Source organism: Lacrimispora sp. (assembly GCF_036758025.1).
Lineage (GTDB): Bacteria > Bacillota > Clostridia > Lachnospirales > Lachnospiraceae > Lacrimispora.
This window is the reverse complement of sequence record NZ_DAIOXM010000020.1, coordinates 60,120-74,995: the sequence shown is the minus strand read 5'-3', so window position 1 is coordinate 74,995 and position 14,876 is coordinate 60,120. Positions and strand designations below refer to the sequence as shown.

Here is a 14,876-nt window from a genome sequence, read left to right as displayed (position 1 = left end):
TAGAATGGTGCTTGAAGCTTTTTTTGATATGAGATATAATGATAAAAAGGCATGTCTGCATCGCTCAAAGGCCGGCGTTACGGCCCGCACCCCTTAAATTCCATCATAATCCGGCCTGTAATGGCAGGGAGGTTCCATACTGTGACAGAAAATTACAACAGAAAGAAAAAACCATGGAGAAAGCTGCGCTGGGTCCGTGGATACAGAAAACATAGCCTGGACAGGCTCAGAAAAGGTCTTCTTTTTATGGTTCTTTTGGAGGCTGCCCTGATTCTGCCCTTTTATGGGAAAGAGCTGGCTCTTTGGTCTGAAAGGCATTTTTCAGTGGAAAAAGAAGGGTGGTTTTCCTCGGAAGAAGGCCGGGAAAACCGGAAAGCGGGAGAGACCAGGGAAAACGGATTTTCCTTAAACTGGAAGGAAGGGACCGTAAAGCTGTGGCAGAAAGTGGAGCAGGTGGTCTTGCAGGAGCCGGATTGAGAACCAGAATCCTACTTTGGTCATAAGTATTTATAATAACAAAACCAGTTGCAATCTTATTTTTAACGTATTATAATTTCTACTGAAATACCATTGTTTTATTTGAAAAACTTATAAATCCGTTGAGAAAAGGACAGGTGGAATCCATGGAGAAAAAAGAGCTGCTGTACGAGGGAAAAGCAAAGAAGGTTTACACAACCGAAGATCCGGATGTATTGATCGTTTCTTACAAAGACGATGCCACGGCATTTAACGGCTTAAAAAAGGGAACCATTGTGGGAAAAGGGGCAATTAACAACCGGATGTCCAATTTTATTTTCCGGAAGCTGGAGGAAAAAGGCATTCCTACCCATCTGATTCAGGAATTAAATGACAGGGAAACAGTGGTGAAGAAAGTGGAAATCCTTCCTCTTGAAGTCATTGTGAGAAATTATTCCGCCGGAAGCTTTGCAAAGAAAATGGGAATGGAAGAGGGCATCAAATTCTCACGCCCCACCCTTGAATTCAGCTATAAAAACGATGATTTGGGTGATCCTTTTATCAACAGCTATTATGCCCTGGCCCTGGATCTCGCCACCCAGGAAGAAATTGACACTGTGACAAAGTACGCCTTTTTGGTCAATGAGGTGCTGCAGGAATATTTTGACGGGTTGAATATTGACTTAATTGATTTTAAAATAGAATTCGGCAGATATCACGGCCAGGTCATACTGGCAGATGAGATTTCTCCTGACACCTGCAGGCTTTGGGATAAGGACACCAGAGAAAAGCTGGACAAGGACCGGTTCCGCAGGGATTTAGGCGGTACAGAGGATGCGTATGAGGAGGTATTTAGCCGCCTGGGAATCCAGTAAACATCACAGGGAAGGAAGACATCAAATGAATCATGGATTGGATTTCGATATAGAAGGAAAGCTTCGTGAGGAGTGTGGAGTATTCGGTATTTTTGACTGCGACGGCGGTGAGGTGGCTTCCACCATTTATTACGGATTATTCGCACTTCAGCACAGGGGGCAGGAAAGCTGCGGAATCGCAGTTACTGATACGGAAGGCCCCAAGGGAAGGGTAAACGCATACAAGGGAATGGGATTGTGCAACGAGGTCTTTACGCCGGAGATCATAGAAAGTCTTCGGGGCAACATCGGAGTGGGCCATGTCCGTTATTCTACTGCCGGAAGCAGTACCCGGGAAAATGCCCAGCCTCTCGTTCTCAACTATGTGAAAGGCGCTCTGGCTATGGCCCATAACGGAAATCTGGTCAATGCGCCGGAGCTGCGCAGGGAGCTGGAGTATGACGGAGCCATTTTCCAGACTACCATTGACTCCGAGGTGATCGCTTACCACATTGCCAGGGAACGGGTGAAGACCAACTCAGTGGAGGCTGCTGCAGTCAATGCCATGAAAAAGATTGTGGGAGCTTATTCCCTGGTGATCATGAGCCCAAGAAAGCTGATCGGAGCCAGAGATCCCTTTGGGTTTAAGCCTCTCTGTATTGGAAGACGGGATAATGCCTACATTTTGGCATCTGAAAGCTGTGCATTGGATACCATTGGAGCTGAGTTCATACGGGATGTGAAACCAGGAGAGATTGTCACCATTACGAAAGAAGGCATTTCTTCCGATACCACCCTTTGTCCTGAGGAAAAATCAAAGGAGGCCAGGTGTGTCTTTGAATATATCTATTTTGCAAGGCCAGACAGCGTATTTGACGGGGTCAGCGTCTATCATTCCAGGCTTTGTGCGGGAAGGGCTCTTGCAATGGATTCTCCGGTTGAGGCCGACCTTGTAGTGGGTGTGCCGGAGTCGGGTCATGGCGCGGCCCTGGGATTTTCCCTTCAGTCAGGAATCCCTTACGGAACAGCTTTTGTGAAGAATTCCTATGTGGGCAGGACATTTATACGGCCAAAGCAGAGCAGCCGGGAATCCTCTGTCAGGATTAAATTAAATGTTTTAAAAGAGGCAGTGGCCGGGAAACGGGTCATCATGATTGACGATTCCATTGTACGGGGAACCACCAGTGCAATCATCGTCAATATGCTCCGAGAAGCAGGAGCAAAGGAGGTCCATGTCCGGATCAGTGCACCTCCATTTCTCCATCCCTGCTATTTTGGCACAGACATTCCTGATAAGGACCAGCTTCTTGCACATAACCGAACGGTAGAGGAAATCCGAGAATTTCTGGGAGCCGATTCCCTGTCTTACTTAAAACTGGAGCGTCTGAGCGAGCTGGCAGAGGGACTTCCCATATGCACAGCATGTTTCAGCGGAAATTATCCGGTCGATCCTCCCAAGGAGGACATCCGGGGAGAATACACGAGATGAGAAGGTTGAAAGGGGATTGCTATGGAAGCAGTCCCGCTTTTTTCTTCCCATGAATCAAAAAATATGCTATGATAAGCAGGAAATCAAAACCAAGGAGGAATAGGGAAAGGATGACAGACAGATATCAGAGTCCGCTCTCAGAGCGTTATGCCAGCCGGGAAATGCAGTATATTTTTTCCCAGGATAAAAAGTTTAAAACCTGGAGAAAGCTGTGGATCGCACTGGCGGAAACGGAAAGAGAACTGGGCCTTCCTATTACAGAAGAACAAATCGGGGAATTAAAAGCCCATCAGGATGAGATCAATTACGATGTGGCAAGACAGAGAGAAAAAGAGGTCCGCCACGATGTAATGTCCCATGTCTATGCATACGGCGTCCAGTGTCCGGGAGCCAAGGGCATCATCCATTTAGGAGCCACCTCCTGCTATGTGGGAGATAATACAGATATTATTATTATGACAGAGGCCTTAAACTTGGTCCGCAGAAAGCTGTTAAACGTCATCAGTCTGCTGGCCGGATTCTGTGACACATATAAGGATATGCCTGCTCTGGCCTTTACCCATTTCCAGCCTGCCCAGCCCACCACTGTGGGAAAGAGAGCCACTCTTTGGCTCCACGATCTGATGATGGATCTGGAAGATCTGGATTATTTATTGAGTTCTATCCGCCTTTTAGGTTCCAAGGGAACAACAGGCACCCAGGCCAGTTTCCTGGAGCTGTTTGACGGCGATATGGACAAGGTGAGAAAAGCTGATGATATGATTGCGGAAAAAATGGGTTATCCAGGCTGCTATCCGGTTTCCGGACAGACTTATTCCAGAAAGGTGGACAGCCGGGTGGTCAATGTACTGGCAGGCATTGCCCAGAGCGCCCATAAATTTTCCAATGACATCCGCCTTTTGCAGCATTTAAAAGAGGTGGAGGAACCTTTTGAAAAGCACCAGATCGGTTCTTCTGCCATGGCTTATAAACGCAACCCAATGAGAAGTGAGCGGATGGCCTCCTTGTCCAATTATGTGATGGCAGACGTGATGAATCCCATGCTGGTATCCTCTACCCAGTGGTTTGAACGGACCCTTGACGACTCCGCCAACAAGCGTCTCAGCGTACCGGAAGGCTTTTTAGCTGTGGACGGAATTCTGGATCTTTATTTGAATGTGGTGGATGGCCTTGTGGTCTATCCTAAGGTTATCGAAAAGCATTTAATGGCAGAGCTTCCCTTTATGGCAACGGAAAATATCATGATGGACGCTGTAAAGGCAGGAGGGGACAGACAGGAGCTTCACGAAAGAATCCGGGAACTGTCCATGGAAGCCGGACGGAATGTAAAGGAAAAAGGCCTGGATAATAATTTGCTGGAGCTGATTGCGGCAGATTCCTCCTTTAACCTTTCCCTGGAGGAATTAAAGGAAAGCATGGATCCCAAAAAGTATGTGGGCTGCGCCCCGGCTCAGGTCACTGCTTATCTCGATGAAGAGGTAAAGCCCCTTCTGGAGAAAAACAGGGAGTTTCTGGGGATGAAAGCAGAGATTAACGTGTAAAGCTGTGCGGGCAGACTTTGTGTTTTTGAAAGGTCTGCCTGCCTTTTATTTTTGATGTCAGGAGGAACCATGAACGGTAATCTGGAGTATTATAAGGTATTTTACCATGTAGCCAGCCTTGGGAGCATTACCTTGGCAGCAGATAAGCTTTGCATCTCCCAGCCTGCTGTAAGCCAGACCATCAGGCAGTTGGAGCAGTCTTTGGACAGCAGGCTTTTTCTGAGAACCCCCAAGGGAGTCCGCTTAACCAGGGAAGGAGAAGTTTTTTACGATTACGTAAAAGCTGGTTTAGAGAATATCTGGAATGGGGAAACTGTACTAAAGCGGATGAGGGACTTAGATACGGGAGAGGTGCGGATCGGGGCCAGTGATATGACCCTGCAGTTTTATCTTTTGCCTTATCTGGAACAGTTTCATGAGCTCTATCCCGGTATCAAGGTAACGGTTTCCAACGGTCCGACCCCGGAAACCCTTGGTTTTTTATACCAGGGGAAAATTGATTTCGGAGTGGTCAGCACTCCCTTTGAGGCCAGGAACCAGGTGGTCAGCACCGATGTAAAGGAAATCAGGAACGTGTTCGTGGCGGGAGAAAAATTCCGTCATCTGGAGGGGAAGGTGCTGGATTATGAGATTCTTAAGGAGCTTCCCTGTATTTTCCTGGAAAAGCCTACCAGCACCAGGATATTTATGGATGATTATCTGGCTTCTCATAACGTGGTTGTGGAACCGGAATTTGAGCTGTCAACCAGCGACATGATCGTCCAGTTTGCCATGCGAAATCTGGGTGTAGGATGTGTCATGTCGGAATTTGCCCAGGCGGAGCTGGAAAAGGGAAACCTGATTGAGCTGAAGTTCCGGGAGGAAATGCCAAAGCGCCATTTTTCTCTGGTTACAGATAAAAAACTTCCTATGTCCACTGCTGGAAACAGGCTTTTAAGGCTGATGATGAATGATATAAGTGAAAATTATGAAGAATATAAATAATATTGATTTTACTTATGTTGATCTTTGCGTTATCATAAGTCAGTAAAAGTTACTTTTCACTCGAAGGAGGAACAATTAAATGGTAAGAGCAATCGTAGGAGCTAACTGGGGAGACGAAGGAAAAGGCAAGATCACAGACATGCTGGCAATGGAATCGGATATCATCATCCGCTATCAGGGAGGCAGCAATGCAGGGCATACCATCATCAACAATTACGGCAAATTTGCCCTTCACCTTCTGCCGTCAGGTGTATTCTACAATCACACCACCAGCATTATCGGAAACGGTGTGGCACTGAATATTCCCTTTCTCGTTAAGGAAATTGACGATCTGGTAAGCAAAGGAGTTCCAAAGCCCCATGTTCTGGTTTCAGACAGGGCCCAGATTCTGATGCCCTATCATATTTTATTTGACGAATATGAGGAGGAGCGCCTTGGAAAGAAATCCTTTGGCTCCACAAAATCAGGGATTGCACCATTTTATTCTGATAAATACGCTAAGATCGGCTTTCAGGTCAGCGAGTTATTTGACGATGAACTGTTAAGAGAAAAGGTTGCCAGGGTATGTGAGACGAAAAATGTCCTGATGGAGCACCTTTACCACAAACCTGCCATTGACCAGGAAGAGCTGCTTCATACTCTTCGGGAATATAGGGAAATGGTGGCTCCTTATGTGTGTGATGTGTCTGCATATCTTCACCAGGCTATAAAGGAAGGGAAAACAATTCTTTTAGAGGGTCAGCTTGGCTCCTTAAAGGACACAGATCATGGAATTTATCCCATGGTGACCTCTTCCTCCACACTGGCCGCATACGGTGCCATTGGAGCGGGCATTCCTCCTTATGAGATTAAAAATATTACGACAGTTGTGAAGGCTTATTCCAGTGCTGTAGGTGCAGGAGCATTTGTCAGCGAGATATTCGGAGAAGAAGCCGACGAGCTGAGACGCCGGGGCGGTGACGGCGGAGAATACGGTGCAACAACCGGACGCCCGAGACGTATGGGATGGTTCGATGCAGTTGCTTCCAGATACGGCTGCCGGATTCAGGGAGCTACAGAGGCTGCTCTTACAGTTCTCGATGTTCTGGGATATTTGGATGAGCTTCCTGTATGCGTGGGCTATGAGATCAACGGAAAGGTCACAAAGGATTTCCCCACAACTACAGAGCTTAATAAGGCAAAGCCGGTGTATACCGTTCTTCCGGGCTGGAAGTGTGAGATCAGGGGAATCAAGAAATATGAGGATTTGCCGGAGAATTGCAGAAATTATATTGAATTCATTGAAAAAGAGCTGGAAACTCCTATTACTATGGTATCTAATGGTCCGGGGAGAGATGAGATTATATATCGGAAATAAGGTGTTTGTAGGCATCTTGTTGGCTTTGCATTAATTATTCATTTGAAAATAAGCCAAAAAGAGAATTATTCTAAGCAGAACAGTAAGATTAAAATTTACTGTTCTGCTTATTGTTATATTTACAGAACATCAGTTCTTGTGATAAAATATTCATAGGGAACAATCGTATTACAGGGTGTATTGACCTTCCATTTTACATAAGATGGGAGGTGATGTCTATGAAACATTTTGATTTTAAAGACTTGATGTCTTTTGGAATGTTTATTTTGGCATTGCTGACTTTCATTTATTTGGTTAGCCATTAAACGTAGAAAACCACCCTGATACTTGGCCGGTAAAGGGTGGATTTCATGAATTCAATCTTATAAGGTCAACCACTTTGTGGGCGATTGTTCCTTTTTATAATTCTATTATAGTCAATTCTCTTTCCAAATTCAAGTCAATTCTATAAAATACTTAGCAACCCTAGCTAATACCCATATAATGCAAAACCTTTTTAGGATTGTCTGAAACAGTCGTTATCAGGTCCGTCAGATTGAAACATACTGACTGGCGGGCCTGGTAGCGGCTGTTTCCTGGTTTTAATCCTGTTTCCGGTCAGAGTCAGAGCCTTTCTCCTCCTCCTCCCCCTTCAAAAGCCGGTAAACCATTCCGCCTGCATAGAGAAAGATCGGAATGACAACGGAAGAGAAGAGGGCTGCCATGAGCCAGGTGGAAGACTGGGGGCTTTGGAGAAAGGCTGAGACGATGGCTATGACATATATTGCCAGAATGACCGCCAGTCCCAGAATTGCCAGGGGGCGTTTCCATTTCATAAAAAGGGATACCTCGCTTTCTGCTTAACAATCATGCAGCTTGTCAATAGTATAACCCACCAAAAGATGGATGGGAAGAAGGAATTTGAAAAACTGTACATTTCGTCCAAAGTGTAGTAAAATTTTTAAATAACAGGAATCAGCAGGCGGAAAGGGGTGAAAAGCCTTGAATAGAAAATGGATTGCAGCAGCAGGGGTAATTCTCAGTATGGGAGGGGCTATGACCTCCTGGGCAGAAGCAACGCCTTCCCAGGCTGAAATACAAGACTGGCAGTGGCAGGAGGATTCCTATAGCTGGAAATATGTCAACAGAGAAGGGGAATTTAAGAGAAAACGCTGGGAAAAGATTAATGGATATTGGTATTACTTTGACTCGGACGGATACATCACTACGGAATGGACCGAAATCAGGGGCATCAACTACTGCTTCCGGGAAACCGGTGAGCTGGAGCTTGGCTGGATTTACGACGAGGAAGAAGAAAAGTGGTATTATTTCAATGAGGATGGCACAGTGGGAAAGGGCTGGCACCAGGCTGAGGACGGAAACTGGTACTGGTTTTCCCATAAAGGAGAAATGGCTTCCTCCGGCTATAAAAATATATCGGGAAAGCGTTACTTTTTCTATAACGACGGCAGGCTGGCGGCAAACCGGTATGTGGGTCTTTTCTATATGGATGAAAACGGCGTGAGAAACAGGGACCATGACATCCGGATTTCCGGGAAGAAGGGTACGGATACCCTGCCTGCTGAGGTAAAGGAAGGGATTACGGAAGCTGTTAAGAATATACCGGGAGAGTGGATGAAACGGTTTATCGCCCAGGGCTGGGAGATCATTTACTATCCGGATAAAACATATTTTTCTGCCCCTATGACAGGAAACGGAACGTACTTTGTGACTCATGTGCTGGATACCAATTATAAAAAAATAAAGATATGCAGGCCGGAAGCCCTGACCGAAGCTCTGGGAGAATACATTGGCTACGCCTCCGGCTGCTACAAGGCCGGAAACCAGGATGGAATAGATCTGCTTATGGGAAAGGCATACTTAGATCAGTTTGTTTACATACCGGATTATTATTCTGATGATTTAAAGTTTTATTTCGGAAAGCTGGCAGCCGCCTATGTGGAAAGCGCTTCTGTCAGAGCTGAGATCGAGGAAGAAGCTCCGGAAATGGCCGCAATTTTAAAAAGAATCATTTACATTAAATAAAAATGGGAAGAACCGGCTTTACTCCGCCAGTTCTTCCCATAATTCATAAAGTTTCTCCAGTTTCTGTTCAATATCCCCTTTTTCCTTGCTCAGTTCCATTAATTTAGAAACGTCGGTGAAAACCTCTTCTTTTCCTAAAATTTCATCAATTTCCACGCTTCTGGACTCCAGGATGTGGATTTCATCCTCTGTCTTTTTCAGCTCATTCTGACGCTTTCTTAAGCGGGCCTGTTCCTCCTTCTGGGTTTTCCAGTCCAGCTTGGTTTCCGAAACATCCTGGTCAGGCGTTTCCTCTGAAGAAGGGGGAGCTGCATATAAGCCTGTCATCAATTCCCTTTTTTCCAGATAATAGTCATAGTTGCCGATATAATTGACCAAGGTCTGATTGGTCAGATCCAGAATCCTGGTGGCTGTCTTGTTGATGAAGTAACGGTCATGGGACACATAAAGCACAGTTCCCGTATAATTGATTAGGGCGTCCTCCAGAATCTCTTTTGAGGTAATATCCAGATGGTTGGTAGGCTCGTCCAGGATGAGAAAATTTGCTTCAGAAAGCATCAGCTTTGCCAAGGAAACACGTCCCCGCTCCCCGCCGCTTAAGTCCTTAACCCGTTTGAACACGTCGTCTCCGGTAAAGAGAAATGCGGCCAGAATGTTGCGTATCTGGGTGTTGTTCATGGCAGGATAGGTGTCCTGAAGCTCGTCAAATAAGGTCTTTTCCATATGAAGCACCTGGTGTTCCTGGTCATAGTAACCGATATGTACCTTGGAACCTAGAGTAACCTCACCCTGATCTGCCGTGTGCAGGTTGTTTAAAATCTTCAATATGGTGGTTTTTCCTGTACCGTTTCCGCCGATGATGGCGATTCGTTCCCCCCGCTTGATTTCAAAGTTCACGTTATTAAAAAGCAGATTCTGGCCGAAGGCTTTTTTCAGCCCTTTTACAGTCAGGACATCATTTCCGCTGATGATATTCGGCTCAAGGCGAATCCGCATTTCATCGTTTACTTCAGCAGGTTTTTCCAAAACCTCGATCTTATCCAGCATCTTTTCCCGGCTTTCGGCCCGCTTGATGGATTTTTCCCGGTTAAAGGATTTTAATTTGGCAATGACCTCTTCCTGGTGCTTGATTTCCTGCTGCTGGTTTAAATAAGCTTTCATTTTGGCTTCCCGGATCATGGCCCGTTTTTCACTGTAAGCGGTGTAATTTCCCTGGTATACAGCCATCAGCCCATTGTCCAGTTCCACAATCTTGGTGACTACCCGGTCCAGAAAATAGCGGTCATGAGCCACGATGATGACGCTTCCGTCGTAATTGATCAGATATCCCTCCAGCCAGGCGATGGACTCCATGTCCAGATGGTTTGTAGGCTCGTCAAGGAGAATGATATCAGGCTTTGTAAGGAGAAGCTTTCCTAAAGAAACTCTGGTTTTCTGTCCTCCCGATAAGGCGGATACAGGCTTTTTAAATTCCTCTTCCGTAAAGCCCAGACCCTTTAAAACTCCGGTCACTTCACTTTGATAGGCATAGCCGTTGATCAGCTCAAATTCATGGTTTAAGCGGCTGTAAGTGGAGAGCATGGAGTCCAGCTCTTCCCCGGACACGTGTTTCATATCCAGCTCCAGCTGCCGAAGTCTTGCTTCCATTTCCATAACAGGGCGCTTGACCTCCAACACCTCTTCATACACTGTCCGTTCTCCGGATAAATCCTGGTGCTGGGATAGATAGCCAATGGTTTTTCCCTTGGAAATCACTACCTCCCCTTCATCCTGGGGCAGTTCCCCGATGATGATTTTTAAGAGAGTGGATTTGCCTGCACCGTTGATTCCTACGATGGCAGCCTTTTCGTGATCTTCTATATGAAAGGAAGCATGCTTAATGACCTGATTGCTTCCAAATGCTTTGCTTATATTGCTGCATGAGAGTATCATGTTTTATTTCCTCCTGGGCATAATTTTCTTAAGTGGGAAACTGAAATCCCTGAATTGATGCAGGGCAACAGGACTAGTATAATATAGGTCCCTTGTTTTTTCAAGGACACAGTCGCAAAACTCGTTTGACAATATTTTATCATCAGGCTATAATATAAAGTAGACTCTAAATTTTAAAGTAGGTGAAGATGTGGCAGAAAAAGAGATTTCGAAAGCAGTGATCGTTAGGCTTCCAAGGTATTACCGGTACTTGGGAGAATTGATGGAAGACGGAGTAGAGAGGATTTCCTCCAATGAGCTGAGTGTCCGGATGAAGGTTACGGCTTCCCAGATTCGTCAGGATTTGAATAATTTCGGTGGATTCGGCCAGCAAGGCTACGGTTATAATGTGAAATACCTATACACGGAAATTGCAAATATTCTGGGAATCAACAGACAGCACAACGTTATCATCATAGGTGCAGGTAATTTGGGACAGGCTATTGCCAATTATACGAATTTTGAAAAGAGGGGCTTTCTGATCAAGGGTATGTTTGATGTGAACCCCCGCCTGATCGGCCTTGTGGTTCGGGGAGTTGAAATTCGCAGCGTGGATGATCTTGAGACCTTTGTAAAGGAAAATGAAGTCCAGATCGCAGCCCTTACCATACCCAAGACAAAGGCACCGGAGATTGCTGACCGTCTTGTATCTGCAGGGATCAAGGCCATCTGGAATTTTGCGCACACAGATTTAAATGTGCCTGAGGATGTAGTGGTGGAAAACGTCCACTTGTCGGAAAGCCTGATGCGTTTGTCCTACAGGGTATGCAGTATGCAGGACAATGAAAAAAGGGAGAATGAAGAAGAGTAAGAAAAAAGGCTGAAAAAACCTGCCGGCAGATGAAGAGGAATGACTCTTCGCTGCCGGTATTTCAATCATGAGATCCGGCTGGCTTACGCTTACCGGACGGCTGAAAGGCGGGAGAAATATGAGGTATCTGGTAACTGGGGAACAGATGAAGGAAGTGGACCGATATACCATAGAAGAAGTGGGGATTCCCTCTCTGGTGCTTATGGAACGGGCTGCCCTGGCAATTGTGCAGGAGGTTTTAAACCAGGCTGAAAAGACCGGTCGGATATGGGTCTTGTGCGGAAGCGGCAATAATGGAGCTGATGGAGTGGCAGCAGGCCGGATGCTCCATTTAAAGGGATATGAGGTTTTGGTTATACTGGCAGGCAGAAAGGATAAAGGAAGCCCGGAGTTTCTGACCCAGGTTTCCATAGCAGAGTATACAGGGGTTCCTATGACGGAATTTGCTGATTTCATTCCCGGAAGCTGTGATATTCTGGTGGATGCCCTTTTTGGAGTTGGTCTTGACCGGGATATATCAGACGTTTACCGGGAAATCATGACTGCGGTGGCCGGTTGTAAACCGGGCTTTACGGTGGCGGCGGACATTCCCTCAGGCATTCACCCCAATACCGGAAAGGTCATGGGAATGGCATTGAAAGCAGATGTGACCGTGACCTTTGGCTGGGAAAAGCTGGGAACTATGGTGTATCCGGGCAGGGAATACAGCGGCAGGGTCTGTGTGGCCGACATTGGCTTCCCCCAAGATTCCCTTCTGCGCCTTAAGCCGGAATATTTCACCTATGAGCCGGGAGATGAAAGTCTGGTTCCCGGGCGTCCGGCTTATTCCAACAAAGGGGATTTCGGAAAAGTCCTGATCGTGGCAGGCTCCCGGAACATGAGCGGGGCTGCTTATTTAAGCGCTCTGGCAGCATACCGGACAGGAGCCGGTGTGGTGAGAATTTTTACCCCTGAGGAAAACCGTGTGATTCTCCAGACCGGACTTCCGGAAGCTATCATCACTTCTTACGACACCCGGGAAGCGGAATATAAGACCGAGGATTTTAAAGAGCTGCTGAAAAAGCAGTGCGAGTGGGCCAGCGTCATTGTCTTAGGACCGGGCCTGGGTCAGGAAGCCTATGTCAGGAATCTGGTGGAAGAAGTTTTGGTCAATGCTTATGCGCCCATTGTACTGGATGCGGATGGCCTTGGTGTAATTGCGAAAAATCCGTCCTTGGCTGGTTATTTTACAGAAAATATCATCATAACTCCTCATATGGGAGAGATGGCAAGGCTGTTAGGCTGTTCAGTGGAGGATTTGCAGCAGCGGCTGATTCCTGCCGCCAGAGAATATGCTGACCGGTTTGGAATCACCTGCATATTAAAGGATGCAGTGACCATCGGAGCCTTAAAGGATCAGAGAACCTATGTAAACGGAAGCGGAAACAGCTCTATGGCAAAGGCCGGGTCAGGAGATGTGCTGACCGGAATTGTGGCCGGTCTTCTGGCTCAGGGCCTTGAGGAATCAGAGGCTGCAGCCCTTGGCATATGGCTTCATGGACGGGCCGGTGATGCGGTGAGGGAGAAGCAGGGAGATCACAGTCTTCTTGCCAGAGAGCTGACAAATATGATTTTCTAAGATAAGCAGATGAGGTAAGGATATGACAAATTCATACGGCAGAATTTATGAGACAATAAACCTTGATGCCATACAGCATAACATACAGGCTATGAAGGCGGATTTAGGCCCTGGGACAGAGGTCATGGGCGTTGTGAAAAGCGATGGATACGGCCATGGGGCAGTTCCGGTGGCAAAAGCCATTGAGCCTTATGTATGGGGGTATGGAGTAGCCACGGCAGAGGAAGGGGTAATTTTAAGAAATCACAGGATTAAAAAGCCCATTCTGATTTTAGGAACCGTTCCCCCGGCAGAATATGATATGCTGCTGGAATATGACATCATGCCCTCGATCTTCCAGATCAAAAAGGCGGAGAGCCTTTCAGCAGCAGCGGTGAGGGCCGGAAAAACTGCTTCCATACATCTCGTGGTGGATACGGGAATGAGCCGAATCGGATATCCTGTAACAGAGGAGGCGGCAGAAGAGGCTGCGAGAATATGTGCTCTGCCCGGAATCAGGGCAGAGGGACTCTTTACCCATTTTGCAAAGGCAGATGAAACGGACAAAAGACACGCCTTGATGCAGGTTGAAAAATATTTAAAATTTGTAAATATGCTTTCCCAAAGAGGAATCACCATTCCCCTGCTTCACTGCTCCAACAGCGCAGGAATCCTGGATCTGGATAATGCAGGCTTTCACATGGTCCGGGCCGGAATTGCCATGTACGGCCTTTACCCTTCTGATGAGGTATGCAGGGAAAAGGTAAGGCTGGAGCCTGCCATGGAGCTGAAAAGCTCTGTTTCCTACATAAAAAGAATCAGCCCCGGAGACTGTGTCAGCTATGGCGGGACTTTTCAGGCGGACAGGGAAATGATGATAGCCACCATTCCTGCAGGCTACGGAGACGGATATCCGAGAAATCTTTCCGGAAAAGGCGAGGTGCTCATAAGGGGAAAACGGGCCAGAATTCTGGGACGGATCTGCATGGACCAGTTTATGGTGGATGTGACGGATATCCCTGAGGCAGAAGAAGAGGATGAGGTGATTTTAATCGGACGCCAGGGAGAGGAAGAAATCACTGTGGAGGACTTGGCCCAAACCGGAGGCGGCTTCCACTATGAGATCATCTGCGGGATCGGCAAACGGGTCCCCAGGGTTTACTTACAAAGCGGTCAGGTCATAGGAACCAAGGATTATTTTGATGACTGCTATCAAGGTTTTTAAAAGAGCTGATAACAAAATCCACGTTCAGGCCATGAGCCTATGGCGAATTGGGCCTTTGCCGCATACAATAAACTATGCGGCGGAAAAACTTAAGTGAATACACGAGTCAAAGAAGGTCAATACTAGACTTAGGCATAACTTATTAGAGGAAATGAATAAGTTTGCCGTTCAATGATGAATTGACGGAGTGTGAGAATGTGATAATCAGACGTGGAGATATTTATTATGCCGATTTAAGGCCAGTTGTTGGCTCGGAGCAAGGGGGCATCCGCCCGGTCCTTATTATACAAAATGACATAGGCAACAAGCACAGCCCCACTGTAATCTGTGCGGCCATTACATCCAGAATGAATAAAGCGAAGCTGCCTACCCATGTGGAGCTGGATACAAAAAAATGTGATATGATCAAGGATTCGGTTATTTTATTGGAACAGTTACGAACGATCGACAAGCAGAGACTGAAAGAAAAGATCTGCCATATTGATGAGGAACTCCAGCAGGAAGTGAATTGTGCATTGCGGGTGAGCCTGGAACTGGATACATAGCCGCCAGGCGGATCAAACTTC

General features: G+C 46.6%; 13 protein-coding genes. 11 read left to right on the top strand and 2 right to left on the bottom strand.

From position 1 onward, the window contains the following. Positions 1-141: 141 nt before the first annotated feature. The 6 genes from V7M78_RS16130 to V7M78_RS16105 all read left to right on the top strand — a co-directional run bounded on the left by V7M78_RS16130 (position 142) and on the right by V7M78_RS16105 (position 6,681). Positions 142-477: a hypothetical protein gene (locus V7M78_RS16130; RefSeq protein WP_333651384.1), complete on the top strand. Its 336-nt coding sequence runs from the start codon at positions 142-144 to the stop codon at positions 475-477. Positions 478-623: 146 nt separating this feature from the next. Beyond that, on the top strand, positions 624-1,331 hold the full coding sequence (gene purC, locus V7M78_RS16125; protein WP_333651383.1) for a phosphoribosylaminoimidazolesuccinocarboxamide synthase: 708 nt from the start codon (positions 624-626) through the stop codon (positions 1,329-1,331). Between the two features lie 25 nt (positions 1,332-1,356). Continuing rightward, positions 1,357-2,799 (top strand): amidophosphoribosyltransferase, encoded by a 1,443-nt coding sequence (purF, locus tag V7M78_RS16120; protein WP_333651382.1) that lies wholly within the window; start codon positions 1,357-1,359, stop codon positions 2,797-2,799. Between the two features lie 110 nt (positions 2,800-2,909). Next, positions 2,910-4,340, top strand: a complete 1,431-nt coding sequence (gene purB / locus V7M78_RS16115) for an adenylosuccinate lyase (protein WP_333651381.1) — start codon at positions 2,910-2,912, stop codon at positions 4,338-4,340. A 69-nt stretch (positions 4,341-4,409) separates the two neighbouring features. Further along, complete coding sequence (locus V7M78_RS16110; RefSeq protein WP_333651380.1) at positions 4,410-5,324, top strand: LysR family transcriptional regulator; 915 nt, start codon at positions 4,410-4,412, stop codon at positions 5,322-5,324. A gap of 79 nt (positions 5,325-5,403) precedes the next feature. Then, positions 5,404-6,681, top strand: a complete 1,278-nt coding sequence (locus V7M78_RS16105) for an adenylosuccinate synthase (RefSeq protein WP_333651379.1) — start codon at positions 5,404-5,406, stop codon at positions 6,679-6,681. A 581-nt stretch (positions 6,682-7,262) separates the two neighbouring features. Here V7M78_RS16105 and V7M78_RS16100 read toward each other — a convergent pair. Beyond that, entirely contained in the window at positions 7,263-7,496 is a 234-nt protein-coding gene (locus tag V7M78_RS16100; RefSeq protein WP_333651378.1) for a hypothetical protein, read from the bottom strand. Positions 7,497-7,662: 166 nt separating this feature from the next. Between V7M78_RS16100 and V7M78_RS16095 the strand changes: the two genes are divergently transcribed. After that, positions 7,663-8,706: a cell wall-binding protein gene (locus V7M78_RS16095; RefSeq protein WP_333651377.1), complete on the top strand. Its 1,044-nt coding sequence runs from the start codon at positions 7,663-7,665 to the stop codon at positions 8,704-8,706. Positions 8,707-8,724: 18 nt separating this feature from the next. On the opposite strand, the gene abc-f is transcribed toward V7M78_RS16095, so the two are convergent. Then, positions 8,725-10,638: a ribosomal protection-like ABC-F family protein gene (gene abc-f, locus V7M78_RS16090; RefSeq protein WP_333651376.1), complete on the bottom strand. Its 1,914-nt coding sequence runs from the start codon at positions 10,636-10,638 to the stop codon at positions 8,725-8,727. A gap of 190 nt (positions 10,639-10,828) precedes the next feature. On the opposite strand from abc-f, the gene V7M78_RS16085 reads away from it, so the two are divergent. The 4 genes from V7M78_RS16085 to V7M78_RS16070 all read left to right on the top strand — a co-directional run bounded on the left by V7M78_RS16085 (position 10,829) and on the right by V7M78_RS16070 (position 14,855). Beyond that, positions 10,829-11,488, top strand: a complete 660-nt coding sequence (locus V7M78_RS16085) for a redox-sensing transcriptional repressor Rex (RefSeq protein ID WP_333651375.1) — start codon at positions 10,829-10,831, stop codon at positions 11,486-11,488. 118 nt (positions 11,489-11,606) lie between these two features. Beyond that, a complete protein-coding gene (locus V7M78_RS16080) occupies positions 11,607-13,106 on the top strand; it encodes an NAD(P)H-hydrate dehydratase (protein WP_333651374.1) in 1,500 nt (499 codons plus the stop codon). Positions 13,107-13,128: 22 nt separating this feature from the next. Then, positions 13,129-14,310, top strand: a complete 1,182-nt coding sequence (alr, locus tag V7M78_RS16075; RefSeq protein ID WP_333651373.1) for an alanine racemase — start codon at positions 13,129-13,131, stop codon at positions 14,308-14,310. A 197-nt stretch (positions 14,311-14,507) separates the two neighbouring features. Continuing rightward, the gene (locus tag V7M78_RS16070; RefSeq protein WP_158377333.1) at positions 14,508-14,855 is read left to right on the top strand and encodes a type II toxin-antitoxin system PemK/MazF family toxin; all 348 of its coding nucleotides are present in this window, start codon (positions 14,508-14,510) and stop codon (positions 14,853-14,855) included. The last annotated feature ends 21 nt before the right edge of the window (positions 14,856-14,876 follow it).